Source organism: Streptomyces sp. NPDC049541 (assembly GCF_044465725.1).
Lineage (GTDB): Bacteria > Actinomycetota > Actinomycetes > Streptomycetales > Streptomycetaceae > Streptomyces.
Map to the genome: position 1 here is coordinate 188,116 of NZ_JBITLY010000002.1, position 16,363 is coordinate 204,478.

17 protein-coding genes are annotated in these 16,363 nt (G+C 70.8%); 6 read left to right on the forward strand and 11 right to left on the reverse strand.

The window, feature by feature from the left end:
* Positions 1-84: 84 nt before the first annotated feature.
* Positions 85-573 carry an Lrp/AsnC family transcriptional regulator gene (locus ACIBW9_RS08065; protein ID WP_398952452.1) on the reverse strand — a complete coding sequence of 163 codons (489 nt, stop codon included), beginning with the start codon at positions 571-573 and terminating at the stop codon, positions 85-87.
* Between the two features lie 78 nt (positions 574-651).
* Between ACIBW9_RS08065 and ACIBW9_RS08070 the strand changes: the two genes are divergently transcribed.
* From ACIBW9_RS08070 to ACIBW9_RS08085, 4 genes are read left to right on the forward strand one after another with little or no spacing between them, the layout of a single operon-like run.
* Positions 652-1,401 carry a LytR/AlgR family response regulator transcription factor gene (locus ACIBW9_RS08070; protein WP_398952454.1) on the forward strand — a complete coding sequence of 250 codons (750 nt, stop codon included), beginning with the start codon at positions 652-654 and terminating at the stop codon, positions 1,399-1,401.
* Between the two features lie 2 nt (positions 1,402-1,403).
* Complete coding sequence (locus ACIBW9_RS08075; protein ID WP_398952456.1) at positions 1,404-1,802, forward strand: hypothetical protein; 399 nt, start codon at positions 1,404-1,406, stop codon at positions 1,800-1,802.
* Positions 1,799-3,511, forward strand: coding sequence for a cation acetate symporter (locus ACIBW9_RS08080; protein ID WP_398952458.1), 1,713 nt, complete (start codon positions 1,799-1,801; stop codon positions 3,509-3,511). The genes ACIBW9_RS08075 and ACIBW9_RS08080 overlap by 4 nt, the downstream gene beginning before the upstream one ends.
* Positions 3,508-4,722, forward strand: a complete 1,215-nt coding sequence (locus tag ACIBW9_RS08085; RefSeq protein ID WP_398952460.1) for a sensor histidine kinase — start codon at positions 3,508-3,510, stop codon at positions 4,720-4,722. The genes ACIBW9_RS08080 and ACIBW9_RS08085 overlap by 4 nt, the downstream gene beginning before the upstream one ends.
* A 21-nt stretch (positions 4,723-4,743) precedes the next feature.
* Here ACIBW9_RS08085 and ACIBW9_RS08090 read toward each other — a convergent pair whose 3' ends face one another.
* The 7 genes from ACIBW9_RS08090 to ACIBW9_RS08120 all read right to left on the reverse strand — a co-directional run bounded on the left by ACIBW9_RS08090 (position 4,744) and on the right by ACIBW9_RS08120 (position 12,506).
* Complete coding sequence (locus ACIBW9_RS08090; RefSeq protein ID WP_030928253.1) at positions 4,744-4,914, reverse strand: hypothetical protein; 171 nt, start codon at positions 4,912-4,914, stop codon at positions 4,744-4,746.
* Between the two features lie 13 nt (positions 4,915-4,927).
* The gene (locus ACIBW9_RS08095) at positions 4,928-6,715 is read right to left on the reverse strand and encodes a protein kinase (RefSeq protein ID WP_398952462.1); all 1,788 of its coding nucleotides are present in this window, start codon (positions 6,713-6,715) and stop codon (positions 4,928-4,930) included.
* Between the two features lie 28 nt (positions 6,716-6,743).
* Positions 6,744-8,123 (reverse strand): DUF6777 domain-containing protein, encoded by a 1,380-nt coding sequence (locus ACIBW9_RS08100; RefSeq protein ID WP_398952464.1) that lies wholly within the window; start codon positions 8,121-8,123, stop codon positions 6,744-6,746.
* Positions 8,124-8,190: 67 nt separating this feature from the next.
* Positions 8,191-9,141: a cytochrome c oxidase assembly protein gene (locus ACIBW9_RS08105; protein ID WP_398952466.1), complete on the reverse strand. Its 951-nt coding sequence runs from the start codon at positions 9,139-9,141 to the stop codon at positions 8,191-8,193.
* Positions 9,142-9,318: 177 nt separating this feature from the next.
* A complete protein-coding gene (locus ACIBW9_RS08110; protein ID WP_398952468.1) occupies positions 9,319-10,344 on the reverse strand; it encodes a 6-phosphofructokinase in 1,026 nt (341 codons plus the stop codon).
* A gap of 180 nt (positions 10,345-10,524) precedes the next feature.
* Positions 10,525-11,253 (reverse strand): type 1 glutamine amidotransferase, encoded by a 729-nt coding sequence (locus tag ACIBW9_RS08115; protein WP_398952470.1) that lies wholly within the window; start codon positions 11,251-11,253, stop codon positions 10,525-10,527.
* Between the two features lie 14 nt (positions 11,254-11,267).
* On the reverse strand, positions 11,268-12,506 hold the full coding sequence (locus ACIBW9_RS08120) for a MurT ligase domain-containing protein (RefSeq protein WP_344399303.1): 1,239 nt from the start codon (positions 12,504-12,506) through the stop codon (positions 11,268-11,270).
* A 113-nt stretch (positions 12,507-12,619) separates the two neighbouring features.
* On the opposite strand from ACIBW9_RS08120, the gene def reads away from it, so the two are divergent.
* A complete protein-coding gene (gene def / locus ACIBW9_RS08125) occupies positions 12,620-13,159 on the forward strand; it encodes a peptide deformylase (protein WP_398952472.1) in 540 nt (179 codons plus the stop codon).
* A 97-nt stretch (positions 13,160-13,256) separates the two neighbouring features.
* Here the strand turns inward: def and ACIBW9_RS08130 are convergent, their stop codons facing one another.
* Complete coding sequence (locus ACIBW9_RS08130; protein WP_115914117.1) at positions 13,257-13,901, reverse strand: TetR/AcrR family transcriptional regulator; 645 nt, start codon at positions 13,899-13,901, stop codon at positions 13,257-13,259.
* 185 nt (positions 13,902-14,086) lie between these two features.
* Here ACIBW9_RS08130 and ACIBW9_RS08135 point away from each other — a divergent pair, with 185 nt between their 5' ends.
* Entirely contained in the window at positions 14,087-15,316 is a 1,230-nt protein-coding gene (locus ACIBW9_RS08135; protein WP_398952475.1) for an acyl-CoA dehydrogenase family protein, read from the forward strand.
* Positions 15,317-15,378: 62 nt separating this feature from the next.
* Here ACIBW9_RS08135 and ACIBW9_RS08140 read toward each other — a convergent pair whose 3' ends face one another.
* The gene (locus ACIBW9_RS08140) at positions 15,379-15,660 is read right to left on the reverse strand and encodes a hypothetical protein (protein WP_398952477.1); all 282 of its coding nucleotides are present in this window, start codon (positions 15,658-15,660) and stop codon (positions 15,379-15,381) included.
* Positions 15,661-15,835: 175 nt separating this feature from the next.
* Positions 15,836-16,357 (reverse strand): cupin domain-containing protein, encoded by a 522-nt coding sequence (locus ACIBW9_RS08145; RefSeq protein WP_398952479.1) that lies wholly within the window; start codon positions 16,355-16,357, stop codon positions 15,836-15,838.
* Positions 16,358-16,363 lie beyond the last annotated feature (6 nt).

A 16,363-nucleotide genomic window follows, 5' to 3' on the forward strand; every position in this document is an offset into this window, starting at 1 on the left:
CGGCTTGCGTCCCTGTGTTCGCTCCGGCCGCCGCTGCTGACCTGCTTTTCTGCTGGGGGCCCGGGGGTCATCCCCCGGAATGACTCAGCATTCGGGAGCCGGTTGGGTGGCGCCCGCCTCCGGGCTCTCCGGGAGCAGATGGGACAGCACCATCACGCTGATCGTCTTGCGGATGAAGGGCTCCACGCGGATGCGTTCCAGCACCTCCTCGAAGTGCTCCACGTCCCGCGCCCGTACGTGCAGCAGCGCGTCCGCGCCACCGGTCACCGTCATCGCCGCCGTGATCTCCGGATGGTTGCGGACCACCTCCGCGAGCCGCCGGGGCGGGGCCGCGCCCTCGCAGTACACCTCGACGTACGCCTCCGTGCGCCAGCCGAGCGCCGCAGGCTGCACCGTGGCCGTGAACCCGGTGATCACGCCCGTCTCGCGCAGCCGGTCCACCCGCCGCTTGACCGCCGTCGACGACAGCCCGACGGCCGCACCGATCTCGGCGAAGCTGGTCCTGGCGTTCGCCATCAACGCGGTGATGATCTTCCGGTCGAGCTCGTCGAAGGGCGCCGGCCTGCTGTTCATGTCGGCACTGTATCCAGCACGAACGTCCGCGCCACCGCACATGTCCACAGGCGCGGATTCCACCTACACTCCGGGTTCATGCTGCGCGCCCTCGCCGTCGACGACGAACGCCCCTCGCTGGAGGAACTGCTGTATCTGCTGAACGCGGACCCGCGCATCGGCAGCGCGGAGGGCGCAGGGGACGCGACCGAGGCGCTGCGCCGCATCAACCGGGCGCTCCAGTCCGGTCCGGGCGGCCCCGAGGCCATCGACGTCGTCTTCCTCGACATCCACATGCCAGGGCTCGACGGACTCGACCTGGCCCGGCTGCTGACCGGCTTCGCCGATCCGCCGCTGGTCGTGTTCGTCACCGCCCACGAGGACTTCGCCGTACAGGCCTTCGACCTCAAGGCCGTCGACTACGTCCTCAAGCCCGTCCGCAAGGAACGCCTCGCGGAGGCCGTCCGCCGCGCCGCCGAACTCACCGGCAACCCCCCGCGCATCCCCGTGCACGAGCCCGACCCCGACCAGATCCCGGTCGAACTCGGCGGTGTGACCCGCTTCGTCGCCGTCGACGACATCACCCACGTCGAGGCCCAGGGCGACTACGCCCGTCTGCACACCGACAGGGGCAGCCACCTCGTACGGATCCCGCTGTCCACCCTGGAGGAACGCTGGCGCTCCCGCGGCTTCGTCCGCATCCACCGCCGCCACCTGGTCGCCCTGCGCCACGTGGGCGAACTGCGCCTGGACGCGGGCACGGTGAGCGTCCTGGTCGGCACCGAGGAACTGCAGGTCAGCCGCCGCCATGCCCGCGAACTGCGGGACCTGCTGATGAGGAGGCCGTAGCCGTGCCCCACCAGGACCCCGCGGAGCGCCGCGTCGTCGTCACCGGCCCACCGCGCCGCACCCTCCCCCACGCTCGGCTCCGCTCGCGCGGGCGGTACCCCCATGCCTCCGGCTACTACCGCCCGCGCACCGAGATCGACGAGCAGACCACCCTCGGCCACACCTACGTCCGCTCCCTCATGCGCACCCAACTACGCGCCGCCCTCGCGGTGTTCGCGTTCCTCGGTCTGCTGATCGGCCCGCTTCCCCTGGTCTTCGCCGCCACACCGGACGCCCGCCGCCTGCAGTGGCTGATCCTCGGCTTCTGCCTCTACGCCCCCATGGTCCTGCTCGCCCTGTGGTACGTCCGGCGCGCCGAGCGCAACGAACGGGACTTCGTGCGCCTCGTCGAAGACCGATGAACTCGAACTACGCCGTCCCCGCGGTGGCCCTGGTGGTCGTGGCGACCGTCCTGGTCGGCGCCTTCGGCCTGCGCATCTCCCGTACCACCTCCGACTTCTACGTCGCCTCCCGCACCGTCGGCCCCCGCCTCAACGCGGCCGCCATCAGCGGCGAGTACCTCTCCGCCGCCTCCTTCCTGGGCATCGCGGGACTGGTCCTGGTCCAGGGCCCCGACATGCTCTGGTACCCGGTCGGCTACACCGCCGGCTATCTGGTCCTGCTGCTGTTCGTCGCCGCCCCGCTGCGCCGCTCCGGCGCCTACACACTGCCCGACTTCGCCGAGGCCCGGCTGGCCTCGCAGGCGGTACGGCGGCTGGCCGGGGGGTTCGTCGTCGGCGTCGGCTGGCTGTATCTGCTGCCCCAACTCCAGGGCGCGGGGCTGACGCTGACGGTGCTGACGGGCGCCCCCGGCTCGCTCGGCGGGCTGATCGTGGCCGTCGTCGTGGTCGCCACCGTCGCTGCCGGCGGGATGCGCAGCATCACCTTCGTGCAGGCCTTCCAGTACTGGCTCAAGCTCACCGCCCTGCTGGTGCCCGGCCTTTTCCTGGTCCTCGCCTGGCAGGGTGACGGCGCGCCCCGCCACGCCTTCGAGGAGCCGGCGACCTTCCGCGAGCAGCGCGTCGTACGCGTCGACGACAGCCTCGACCTGAAGCTGCACCGGCCGCTGACCGTCACCGTGACCGGCACGGTCGACGGCCGCACCCACGACGGCGCACGGATCCGACTCCCCTCCGGCACCCACCACATCGAGCGCGGCACCCGGCTGACCTTCGCCAGGGGCACCACCGTCCCGACCGCTGACCGCGGCACCAACGGCGGCATGTCCACCTCGCTGGCCTCGAGCCGCGAGGAACGCCCGCTGTACGCCACGTACGGGCTGATCCTCGCCACCTTCCTCGGCACCATGGGCCTGCCGCACGTCGTCGTCCGCTTCTACACCAGCCCGCACGGCGTCGCCGCCCGCCGCACCACTGTCGCCGTGCTCGGACTGATCGGCGCCTTCTACCTCCTGCCGCCCCTGTACGGCGCCCTGGGCCGCCTCTACACCCCCGAACTCACCCTCACCGGCGATGCGGACGCCGCCGTCCTGCTGCTGCCCGACCGCATGATCGGCGGCGTCGGCGGCGACCTGCTGGGTGCGCTGGTGGCGGGCGGCGCCTTCGCCGCGTTCCTGTCCACGGCCTCCGGGCTGACCGTGGCCGTCGCGGGAGTGCTCACCCAGGACGTCCTGCCGACACGCGGCGTACGGCACTTCAGGCTCGGCACGGTGCTCTCCATGGCGGTGCCGCTCGCCGCCAGCGTCATCGTCGGCGGGCTTCCCGTCGCCGACGCCGTCGGGCTGGCCTTCGCGGTGTCCGCGTCGTCCTTCTGCCCGCTGCTCGTCCTCGGCATCTGGTGGCGCAGGCTGACCCCGCCGGGCGCGGCCGCCGGGATGCTGATCGGCGGCGGTTCGGCGTTCCTGGCGGTGGCCGCGACGATGGCCGGCTTCCCGGGCACGGGCTCGCTGCACGCCTTACTGGCCTGGCCCGCCCTCTGGTCGGTTCCGCTGGGCTTCCTCACCATGGTGCTGGTGTCCTTGGCCACCCCGGGCCGTGTGCCGGGCGGGACCGAGGCGATCCTGGCGCGGTTCCATCTGCCGGAGGAACTGCGCGCGGAGGTGAAGGCATGAGCGGATTCCTCGCCGGGCTGTGCGTGGCCGTCCTGCCGCTGCTGGCCGCCGGGTTCTGGCTCGGCCGGCGCACGGCACGCCCCGAGAGCCTCGGCGGCCTCGGCACCCCGGTCGAGCACGCCACCTTCCAGACCCTGCACACCGCCTCCCTGGCCGCACCCCCGCTACGGGCCGGGCTGACGGAGGAGACGGCCCGCAAGTCCGCGCGTCGGCTGCGCACCCTCCTCGGCACGGACGCCCTGTGTCTGACGGACCAGAAGGAGGTCCTGGTCTGGGACGGCGTCGGCGGCCACCACCGAGGCGAGATCATGGAACGCCTCGCCGGACCGCTGGAGACCGGCCGCGGCGAGGCCTTCCGCCTCAAGTGCCCCGACCCGGACTGCCGGGTGCGCTGGGCGGTCGTCGCCCCCCTCACCGTCGACGACCGCGTGCACGGCGCGCTTGTCGCCTGCGCGCCCCGCGAGTCCGCCGTCCTGGTCCGGGCCGCCGGGGAGGTCGCCCGCTGGGTGAGCGTCCAGCTGGAACTGGCCGATCTCGACCAGTCCCGCACCCGTCTGATCGAGGCCGAGATCAAGGCGCTCAGGGCCCAGATCTCCCCGCACTTCATCTTCAACTCGCTCGCGGTGATAGCCAGCTTCGTCCGCACCGACCCCGAGCGTGCCCGCGAACTCCTCCTGGAGTTCGCCGACTTCACCCGCTACTCGTTCCGCAGGCACGGCGACTTCACCACCCTCGCCGACGAACTGCACGCCATCGACCACTACCTGGCGCTGGTGCGGGCACGCTTCGGCGACCGCCTCTCCGTCACCCTGCAGATCGCCCCCGAGGTCCTCCCGGTCGCCCTGCCCTTCCTGTGCCTGCAGCCGCTCGTCGAGAACGCCGTCAAGCACGGCCTGGAGGGGAAAACGGCGCCCGTAGGCAAGAGCCACATCAGCATCACCGCGCAGGACGCCGGCGCCGAGGCCCTGGTCGTCATCGAGGACGACGGCGCAGGTATGGACCCCGGCCTGCTGCGCCGCATCCTCGCCGGCGAGGTCAGCCCCTCAAGCGGTATCGGACTGTCCAACGTCGACGACCGCCTGCGCCAGGTCTATGGCGACGACTACGGGCTCGTCATCGAGACCGCTGTGGGAGCGGGCATGAAGATCACCGCCCGGCTGCCGAAATACCAGCCGGGGGTGCACTCGGCCGGGCGGCTGAGCGAGGAATGAACGGCACGTGCCGCGGATGCGTCACGTGCTGCGGGAGGCGACCATCCCGAGGGTGAGCAGACCCAGCACGACCCAGCCGAACCACAGCCAGCCGTTGGAGCCGAGGGCCACCGTGTAGGCGGTCACCACGACCAGGCCGCCGACCGTGATCGCCCCCATCGCCTTCGTAGAACCGTCCGTAGAACCGGGCATCGCAACACCCTCCTCAGGATTCGTCCCCCTCCATGGTGCCCCCGTTCTGCTTCCGTACGGTGCAGACGACGAAATGCGTGCCCGACTTCCAGGCGCCCTGGCTGCTCCAGGAACCGGCGGTGTACACCGACGGGTCGAAGCCGTAGTCCCGCGGCGGCACGTCCTTCGCGCAGGCCGCGTCCGACCGCGTACGGGCCTCGGTGAGCGTGACGTCCTCGCCCAGCCGGGTGAAACCGAGCACCTGCTCGTCGTGCGGGCCACTGCAGGACACCAGCCGGGCGTCCCGGTTGGAACGGGTCTGCAGGCAGTCACGGCGCTGCATGTTCGCCGTGTCGGTGAAGTCCGAGCCGACCTTGCGCCGATCGCCGAGCGGCCCGTACACCGGCCCGTGCGCGCCCAGCACCACACAGGCGGTACGCCGTCCCGCGGCCTCGAACCCTGAGCCGGTCGGTACGACGGCGAGGCTGCGGACGTCCGCCAGCCGCTCCCGGATCTCCTGCGTCCGCTCCTCGCACCGGGCCGGCCCCAGCTTGCGCGCCTCGTCGGCGGACCCGGCCGGCACAAACGCCATCACCTGCCCGTCGGGGGCCTGGTCCCGGCAGGACGGATCCGGCGTCAGCCGCGGCACCCCCTGGAAACGGTCGCCCGGCCAGTCCGCGAGCACGCACTCCCCGTCCTTGAGCGGCGCGGGAAGCCCCACGGCCGAACCGTACGGCGAGGCCGCCCCGTCACCGCCGCTCTTCTGGTGCGCCATGGCGTACCAGACCCCGCCGAGGGCCAGTAGCAGACCTAGCGAGACGGCGAGGGCGGCCCGCAGCGCCCGAGGGAGCTCACGGCGACGGTGGGCGGGACGGGACACGGGGGCACCTGCCACCCCGGTCCACGGCGGCTGCGAACCCGGGTCGGTCTGCGTACGGGCATACGCCTCGGCCTGCGGTGTGACGATCCGCGACAGCGCCGCCTCGGCCTCCGGCGCGGACGGCCGCCGCCCCGGATCCTTCACCAGCAGCGCCTGCAGTACGGGGCCCAGCGCACCGGCGCGCACGGCCGGACGCGGCTCCTCCATGACCACCGCGGTGACCTCGGCGAGATGCGACTCGCGCTCGAAGGGGCCGTGGCCCTCGACGCCGTGGTAGAGCGTGCAGCCCAGCGAGAACAGGTCGGCGGCCGGGGTCGGCGGCCCGCCCGTGGCCCGTTCCGGCGCCAGATAGCCCGACGTCCCCACCAGCACGGACGCCAGCGTGTACCGCGTCTCGTCGGCGTCCGGCTGCACCGAGATGCCGTAGTCGGTGAGCAGGATGCGCCCGTACGGTGCCCCTGAGCGGTCCGGGGCGAGCAGGATGTTCGCCGGTTTCACGTCCCGGTGCATGACGCCCCGCTCGTGCCCGGCGGTCAGCGCGTCCAGCACGGCCAGCCCGATACGGGCGCACTCCGCGGGCGCGAGTGGGCCGCGCGTCTCGACCAGCTCCTTGAGGTCGACGGCGCCCGCCACGTACTCCATGACGATCCAGGGCAGCCCCTCGTGCTCCAGCACGTCGTGCACCGTCACCACATGCGGATGGCCGCGCAGCCCCGCCGCGTGCCGGGCCTCCGCGCGCGCCCGCGCGACCCGGGCCTCCCGCTCGTCCCCGGTCGGGTCCGGGTCCCGGAACACGATCTCCTTGAGCGCGACCTCGCAGGCGAGTCTCTGGTCGTGGGCGAGCCACACATGGCCCATGCCCCCGCTGCCCAGCCGGTTCAGCAGCAGATAACGGCCGGCGATGACCCGGCCCACTCCCGACGTAGGTGATCCTGAATACATCCGGTGACTCCCGGGTTCTGCGGAGGCGCTACGTGATCGCGGTCGAGGCGGGCCCGGAGCTCGCGGGCTCACTCGTGGCAGGCGCGCTGCTCACCGGCCCGCCGGTGGCCGGAGCGCTCGTGGTGACCGGAGCGCTCGGCGCGGGCGCGCTGCTCGTCGCCGGCTTGCTGGGCGGTGGGGCGCTGCTGGTGACCGGGGCGGCGGTCGTCGCGGGCGAACCGGTCCCCGGCGGCGGCGAACTGGGCGGCGCACTCGACGGGGGCGCCTTGGAACCGGGCGGCGCACTCGACGACGGTGCGGGGGACGACGACCCGGGAGCGCTGCCCGACGGCGACGACGGCGATGACGGGGACCCTGGTGACGACCGGGACGACGACGGCGAGGACGGCGGCGCGGTGGACGGCCCGGACGTCGAGGGCGGTGGGGGAGCGGTCGCCTCGTGGGACGTCGCCCCGGCCACGCTCAGCGTCACGTACGCCCCGAACCCCAGCCTGCTCCCGGCCGGCGGGTCAGACGCCGTCACCCGTGCGTCGGCGGGCGGTCGCGCCGTTCCGTCGTACCCGACCGCGAGCCCCGCGTCGGCCAGCAGTCGGCTCGCGTCCCCGAACGTCGTCCCGGTGAGCCGGGGCACGGCCCGTTCCCTGCGCGTGTCGAAGGTCTTGTCCTGTGCCCCCGTGGTGCCGACCGGCCGGTCGATGCCGCGGGCGGGATCGCCGACGTCGACCAGAACGAGCCGCTGCATTTTCCGGGGCGCCGGCTGCACGGCCACCACGGAGGAACGCTGATATCCCGGCCACTTCTTGTTCCCGTCCCCGAACTTGACCGAAATCCTGTTCGTGTCACCCGTGAAGGGACGCAGCGGATTTCCGCACGAGCACTTCACAGCCGGAAGTCCCTGTTCATCGGCGAGTACGGCGATTCCCGCCTGCAGCAGGGAGTCGAAGGGAACAGCCTTTCCCTTCTTGTAGTCGTGATTCTGCACGAGCGTGTCGTGACGCAGGAGAACTGGAGTGAGCCGGTCCAGGTATCCCGGGATCTCATCCGTGGTGATGCCCAGCGCGGTCGCCCACGCCTGTGCCTTCTGATGATTCCCGGGGTCCGTGAGGAATTCCTTGAGCTGCTTGATGTCGCAGATGGTCGGCTGCCGCGTGCCCCCGTACAGACCGGGCGTGTCACCCTGCTGCAGACTCCCCTGCACCGCCTGTGGCCTGATCGCGGCGTCGCGGCCCAGTCCGCTGCCCTCGTCGAAGAAAGGCGCGAGAGAGGGAACTCCCGCGGCCACCGCCTTCACCACGAGCAGCGGCGTACTTCGATCACAGCCGCTGAGCGCCAGTACGAAAACGAGCAGGACGGCGAGCCTGCGAATCGCCGATTTCCCGGCCCCTTGCATAAATGCGCGAAGTGTCATCACCGCTCCCCCCGGCGGTTCCCCCAATGCACTTCATGCTACTGAATTCTTCCGAATGGCGAGGCCCTCAATGCCCGCGTGCGTTCAATGAGGCCAAATAGGCGTTGTATGCCTCGAGTTCCTTGTCGCCGTCACGGTCGGCGGCCCGGTCCTTGCGCCTGGCCTGCCGCTGCTCGGAGCCGTACCACTGGAACAGCAGGGCGATCAGCACCAGCACGGAGGGGATCTCGCTGAACGCCCAGGCGATACCGCCGGCCGCGGTCTGGTCGGAGAGCGCCTCGATGCCGAGCGAGGCGGGCGGGTTCTTGAACGTCTCCACCATCGGCGTCGACGCCATCATCAGCGCGATGCCGAAGAACGCGTGGAACGGCATGCCCGCGAACAGCTCCAGCATCCGCATCAGATAACCCGGCCGCTGCGGCCCGGGGTCCACCCCGATGATCGGCCAGAAGAACACGACGCCCACGGCGAGGAAGTGCACCATCATCGCGATGTGCCCCGCCTTGGAGCCCATCAGGAAGTCGAAGATCGGTGTGAAGTACAGCGCGTACAGGCTCGCGATGAACAGCGGAATGGTGAACGCGGGATGCGTGATGATCCGCATGTACCGGCTGTGCAGCAGCATCAGCAGCAGCTCGCGCGGCCCCTTGCGGCCGTTGCCCGCCGTCGGCAGTGCGCGCAGGGCGAGCGTGACGGGCGCGCCGAGCAGGATCAGGATCGGCGACAGCATGCTGATGACCATGTGCTGCACCATGTGCACGCTGAACATGACCATGCCGTAGTCGTTGAGGTTCGTGCACATCACGAGCCCGATGGTCAGCACACCGAGGACGAACGACACCGTCCGCGCCGCCGACCACGTGTCACCGCGCCGCCGCAGCCGCACCACCCCGTACGCGTACAGTCCGAGCCCCACCACGCAGGCCACGAGGAAGAACGGGTCCGCCGACCACTGAAGACCCCGCCCCAGCGTGAACGGCGGCAGATCCATGGTCATGCCGTGCCCGCTGTGATCCATCCAACGGCTCCTGATTCGTGGGGGTTGTGCTAGTTGTCCGAACCAGGGTATGACCGACCCCGGCCACGTCCGTGACCGGGGTCGGCTGCAACCTGCTGAGGGGCGCGGGGCTGTATCGATGTGCGGCTCCGCCGCGTGGGCGCGGCCAGCCACACACGATCCGCACCCGCCGCACGGCTAAAGCACGCACTCCGCTTCGTCGTACCGCTCGGCGGGAACCGTCTTCAGCGTCTCGACGGCCTCCGCCAGAGGGACCATCACGATGTCGGTCCCCCGCAGCGCGGTCATCTTGCCGAACTCACCCCGGTGCACCGCCTCCACCGCGTGCCAGCCGAAGCGGGTGGCGAGCACACGGTCGTACGCCGTCGGCGTGCCGCCGCGCTGGACGTGCCCCAGGATGACCGGCCGGGCCTCCTTGCCGAGGCGCTCCTCCAGCTCGATGGAGAGCTGACGGGCGATCCCGGCGAAGCGCTCGTGGCCGTAGATGTCCTTGCCGCCCTCGTCGAACTCCATGGACCCGGCCTTCGGCTTGGCGCCCTCCGCCGCCACGACGATCGCGAAGCGCTTGCCGGCCTCGAACCGCTCGCCGACCCGCCTGGCCAACTCCTCGATGTCGAAGGGCCGTTCGGGGACGACGATGGCGTGCGCGCCGGCCGCCATGCCGGAGTGCAGTGCGATCCAGCCGGTGTGCCGTCCCATGACCTCCACGACCAGGACGCGCTGGTGGGACTCGGCGGTGGTCTTGAGCCGGTCCAGGGCCTCGGTCGCGACGCCGACGGCCGTGTCGAAGCCGAAGGTGACGTCCGTGACCGCGATGTCGTTGTCGATGGTCTTCGGGACGCCGACGATCGGCAGCCCGCTGTCGTACATCAGCCGGGCCGCCTTCAGCGTGCCCTCACCGCCGATGGGAATGATCGCGTCGAGGCCGAGCTCCTCGACATGGCCCTTGGCCCGCTCCACCCCGTCGCGCAGATGCGAGGGCTGGACCCGGGAGGAGCCGAGAATGGTGCCGCCGCGGGCCAGGATGCCACCCACCGCGTCGAGGTCGAGCTTGAGGTAGTCGCACTCCAGGAGACCTTTCCAGCCGTCCCGGAAGCCGATGACCTCGTCGCCGTGGTCGACGACGGCGCGGTGCACGACGGACCGGATGACGGCGTTCAGGCCGGGGCAGTCGCCGCCGGACGTGAGGACACCAATGCGCATAGCCCGAAAGAACCTTCTCAACGTGGGCCGGGACCGGACCACGTCGTCCGGCACGAACCCCGCCACCCTAGCGGCAGAAGGGGGCGGGATCGCACCGTGCGTCCGCCTGCTGGACGACCCCGCTCACCTGTGCGGACGGGGCGTCAGACGGGCTGGTCGAGCCGACCTTGCGGCCAGGTGTCAGGCAGGCTGCTGGGCTGCCGCGATGCGCTCGTTGCGCAGGGCCTCGTACCAGCGGTCGTCGGTCGGGGGCAGCGCGTTCACATCGAGCGCCAGCTTCAGCAGCAGGTCGGCGATCAGCGGGTTCCGCGCCAGCACCGGTCCGTGCATGTACGTACCGAAGACGGTGTCGTTGAACGCGCCCTCCGTGCCGTCCCCCGTGCCGTTGCCGTTGCCCAGCTTGACCTTGGCGAACGGGCGGGCCGTCGGGCCCAGGTGGGTGACGCCCTGGTGGTTCTCGAAGCCGGTCAGCGGGGGCAGCCCGAGCCGCGGGTCGATGTCCGCGAGCACGTCTCCGACGCAGCGGTCGCCCTCACCCCGTACCGAGACCACGTCAAGGAGCCCGAGGCCGGGTTCGCGCTGGCCGAGGTCGTTGATGAACTCGTGGCCGAGGATCTGGTAGCCGGCGCAGACGGAGAAGACGATCGCGCCGTTCTCCACGGCCCGGTGCAGTCCGCCGTCGCGGCGCAGCCGCTCGGCCGCGAGCCGCTGCGGGCGGTCCTCGCCGCCGCCGATCAGGTAGATGTCCCCGGAGGTCGGGATCGCCTGGTCGCTGCGCACGTCCAGGCGTGCCACGTCGAGGCCGCGCTGCCGGGCCCGGCGCTCCACGACGAGGACGTTGCCCTGGTCGCCGTACGTGCTGAGCAGGTCGGGGTAGATCCAGACGACCCGCAGTTGGTTGTCGCTCACAAAAGTCCCCTGTGTCAGTTGCCGACGCGGCGGCGCAGGTCCTGGAAGGCGGTGTAGTTGGCGATGACCTCGATCCGCCCCGGCGGGCTCATCTGGACCGCCTGGTCGAGGTCGTCGCAGACCTGGAAGTGCTGGTTCGCGACCTCCAGACGTACCGCGAGGTCCAGCTTCCGGTCGCCGATCACGCAGATCGGGTGGCCGGACAGGCGCGTGTAGTCGACGTCCCACAGCCAGGAGGTGTCGGTGCCGTCGGCGCTGCGCGCGTTCACGGAGAGGATCACCGGGGTGGGCGGAGGATCGATCAGGCTGAACGTTTCGAGCCAGCCCGCAGGGTTCTTCGCCAGCAGCAGCCTCAGGTCGCGCTGCTGGAACTGCACCACGTCGTAGCGTCCGGCGACGGCCTGCACCTGGTACATGCGTTCCAGGGCGACCTGCGGCGGCACACCGAAGACGGCGGCCACGGCGGCGGAGCTGGCCGCGTTCGCCTTGTTCGCCCGCCCGGGCAGCTGCAGATGGATGGGCCACGCGGACCCGTGCGGGTCGAGGACGTGGTCCCCGGAGAGCGCCCAGCTCGGCGTGGGCCGGCGGAAACCGCACTCACCGCAGAACCAGTCGTCGCCCGGGCGCTGCATCACACCACCGCAGGACGGGCAGGACCAGGCGTCGTCCTTCCACATCTGCCCGGCGGCGACCCAGATCACATTGGGGGAGGAGGACGCGGCCCACACGACCAGCGGGTCGTCGGCGTTGGCGACGATGACCGCCTTCGACCCGGCAAGGCCCTCGCGCCAGTTCTCCGCGAGCATGCGGGTCTCCGCGGCGCGGTCGAGCTGGTCGCGGGAGAGGTTCAGCAGCGCGATGCACTTCGGGTCGGTGTCCCGGGCGACCCCGGCGAGGTACTTCTCGTCGACCTCGATGACCCCGAACCGGGCGTCCGAGCTGCCCGCGAGGGCCGAGGTGATACCGGCCGGCATGTTGGCGCCGAGCGCGTTGGAGACGACCGGGCCCGCGGCGCGCAGCGCCTCGGCGATCAGCCGGGTGGTGGTGGTCTTGCCGTTGGTGGCCGAGACCAGGGTGACGTCCAGGTTCTGGGCGAGCCGCGCGAGGAGGTCCGGGTCGAGCTTGAGCGCCACCCGGCCACCGATCACCGAACCGCTCCCGCGCCCCGCGGCGCGCGATGCCGCCGCGACCGCCTTGCCCGCGGTCACGGCCAGCTTGGCCCGCGGCGTGAGCGGGTCCGAGTTGCCTGCCATGAGTTCTCGATCCTCCTTGCGTACGCGCCGCGCCTCTGCCTGACGGCAACGTGGTGTGGACCTCAGCCTATCGAGATCCATTCACAGTCCCGAACCGCCGTACCCTGACGGCCATGCGAAACAGCTCCATTCCGGGCGCCCGAGGGCGTGTCCGGCCCCTCACCCTGCTCGGGGACCCGGTCCTGCACACTCCGTGCGAGGAGGTCGCTGACTTCGGGCCCGGACTAGCCGCTCTCGTGGAGAACCTGTTCGCGACGATGTACGCGGCGCAGGGCGTCGGCCTGGCAGCGAACCAGATCGGCGAACCTTTGCGCGTCTTCGTGTACGACTGCCCCGACGACGAGGACGTCCGCCACGTCGGGCACGTGGTGAACCCCCGACTCGTCGAGAAGGACGGCGTGGTCGTACGCGGCCCGGAGGGCTGTCTGTCCCTGCCGGGTCTGGAGGCGGGGACAGAGCGCTACGACCATGCGGTGGTCGAGGGGTTCACGGTGACGGGAGAGCCGGTCACCGTCCACGGGACGGGTTTCTTCGCCAGGTGCCTGCAGCACGAGTGCGACCACTTGGAAGGAACGGTGTACGCGGACCACCTGACGGGCCGGCGCCACCGCCGCCTGATGCGCCAGGTGACGCGAGCAACTTGGCGCCGGTGAGCTCACGGGCAGTCAGGGGCGCGGGGGTTGTGTCGATCTGCGGCTCCGCCGCGTGGGCGCGACAAGCCCCCACTCACCCGCAGCCGAAACGCAACTCTCAGAACCCCGGCCCGCCTATCCTGTCGCCGGCCGCAGCCAGCCGCCCCCACAGCAGATCGGCAAGGCTCCGCACCAACTCCCCCCGAGAACAAGGCCGTTCCCCCAGCCACCAGTCCCCGGCGGCATGCATCATGCCGACTATCCCGTGCCCCCACACCCGAGCCAGCTGCTGCCCTCCGGGCCCGAGATCCAGCCGGTCCTCGATGACCTGCGCCAACTCCTCGCCCATCCGACGGAGCAGCGGAATCGAATGCTTGCCGACGTCGAAGCCCTGCTCCCCGCCGGGGCTGCCCTCCGCCGGATGCATCAGGAACCGGTACACCTGCGGACGTGCCTCGATCGCCGCGAGGTAGGTGTCGAGGGTGGCCTCGACCCGCTCCCGTCGGTCCGCCGGGGCGTCCAGCGCCGCGCGGAGCGAGTTCAGCAGCGCGTCGGTGTGCCGCTTGGCCAGTGCGGCGTACAGTCCGCTCTTGTCGCCGAAGTGCCGGTACAGGATCGGCTTGGTGATGCCGGCCTCCGCGGCTATGGCGTTCATCGAGGCCTGCGGTCCGTCGCGCAGCACCACTCTGTCCGCGGCCTCCAGCAACTCGCGCCGACGTCGGTCGGCGGACCGCTGCTGCTCGGTCCGCTGCGTGGTGTCCATGAGCTCTCCCCACCCGTGCTTATTCGGTGACGCCTGGCGCAAACTAACACTCAACATGGCCCCTGCATCGAACGGGCTGCCGACCCGTCCCTGCCGTCAGCAGGAGTTGACTTTCCCTACCCGCGAGTAACACACTGGAGTTACCGCTAGTAACATGCAAGAGCACCACCGCCGCTGGAGGGGACATGGCCGAGTTCACCATGGAGCTCAACGACGAACAGAAGGAGGTCCGGGACTGGCTGCACGGCTTCGCCGCCGACGTCATCCGCCCTGCGGCCGCCGAATGGGACGAGCGTGAGGAGACTCCCTGGCCGGTCATCCAGGAGGCCGCGAAGGTTGGCATCTACTCCCTCGACTTCTACGCCCAGCAGTACTTCGACCCCACCGGCCTGGGCATTCCGATGGCCATGGAGGAGCTGTTCTGGGGCGACGCGGGCATCGCCCTGTCGATCGTAGGCACCGGGCTCGCCGCCGTGGGCGTTCTCGCCAACGGAACCGAGGAACAGATCGGCACCTGGATCCCGCAGATGTACGGCGATGTGGACGATGTCAAGGTCGCCGCGTTCTGCTCCTCCGAGCCCGACGCCGGTTCGGACGTGGCCTCCATGCGTACGCGTGCCGTGTACGACGAGGCCAAGGACGAGTGGGTGCTCAACGGCACCAAGACCTGGGCGACCAACGGCGGTATCGCCAACGTCCATGTCGTGGTCGCGGTCGTCGACCCGGAGCTCGGCTCCAAGGGCCACGCCTCCTTCATCGTCCCGCCGAACACGCCGGGCCTGTCCCAGGGGCAGAAGTTCAAGAAGCACGGCATCCGCGCGTCGCACACCGCCGAGGTCGTCCTGGAGAACGTCCGGGTGCCCGGCTCCTGCCTGCTCGGCGGCAAGGAGAAGCTCGACGAGCGCCTCGCCCGGGCCCGGGAGCGGGCGAAGGCGGGCAACGGCGAGCGCGTGAAGAACGCCGCCATGGCCACGTTCGAAGCCTCGCGTCCGGCGGTCGGTGCGATGGCGGTCGGTACCGCCCGGGCCGCGTACGAGGTCGCTCTCGACTACGCCAAGACGCGCGAGCAGTTCGGGCGGCCGATCATCGACAACCAGGGTGTCGCCTTCCAGCTCGCGGACATGCGTACCTCGATCGACGCTGCTCGTCTGCTGGTGTGGCGTGCCTCGTGGATGGCCGTCAACGGCAAGCAGTTCACCGCTGCCGAGGGGTCCATGTCGAAGCTGTTCGCCAGCGAGACCGCGAAGAAGGTGACCGCGCAGGCGGTGCAGATTCTTGGCGGGAATGGTTATACGCGGGAGTACCCGGTCGAGCGGATGCACCGGGACGCCGCGATCTACACGATCTTCGAGGGTACGAGTGAGATCCAGCGGCTCGTGATCGCGCGCACGCTGTCCGGGATGCCGATCCGGTAGCGCTGCCGGTGCTGTCCACGGGCCCCCGGCCGAGATCGGCCGGGGGCCCGTGACATGTGCGGCTACGGCACCCACCTGTGCAGGCAGGTAAGGCAGATCACCTCATGAGCCCAGCGGTTGCGGGCCACCACCGTTTCGGCCAGCTCCCGTGACATGATCACCCCCCACACCAGACCGCCCGCCGCCACCAGCAGCCCGAGCAGGACGCCGCCCGACACCATCACCCAGATTCCCGCCGCGATCACCGCCAGCACGGCGAAGTACCTTGCCTCCACCACATCCGGCGGTGCGAGCTCTTCCTTCGCCTCCGCGTCTCCCGCCAGCGACCTCCAGCGGTGTGACACCTTCTCGATGTTCACACTGCCGTCAGACGGACACTTCACAGCAACCCCCCGAAGTCCACCCCTGGTTGAGGACGGCAGCATCCGCGGAGGCCAGGGCTCCGACAAGGGCGCACGCACGAAACCCCGCCCGTGCGCGACGGGCGGGGCGTGGCGACGGACCGGAGTGCGGGGACGCTCAGCGATGTCGCAGGGGCGTCAGCTGCTCGATGTCGTAGCGGCTGCGCAGTTCTTCGATGGCCTCGTGATCCGGCGGTCCTCCGGTCCCGAGGATCTCCAGCAGTTCCTCGAAGTACCGCTCGTGATCGGGCGGCGGAGACGCCTGGAAGAACATCTTCGCCGGGGTGTCCGTCGGGTTGGCGAACGCGTGCGGGCACCCCGGCGGTACGACGATGACCGTGCCCGGGGTGGCCCGTACCACGCGGTTCCCCGAACTCGACTCCCAGCGCTGCCAGTTGTCCGGGGTCCGGACCCGCGGCTCGAAGGCGAGGACGTCCAGTTCGCCTTCGAGCACGTAGAACAACTCCTCGCTTCGCGTGTGCACATGGGCGCCGACGTCGAAGCCGGGCGGTACCTCCACCTCGAAGGTGGAGGCCGTGCGCGAGTGCGTGCCGGTCACCTTGAACGTCACGCGCTGGGCCGGCGTCTCCACGACCCGGCCGTGGCCCGGCGGTACCAGCAGTCCCTCCGTCGCCGTCACCGGCTG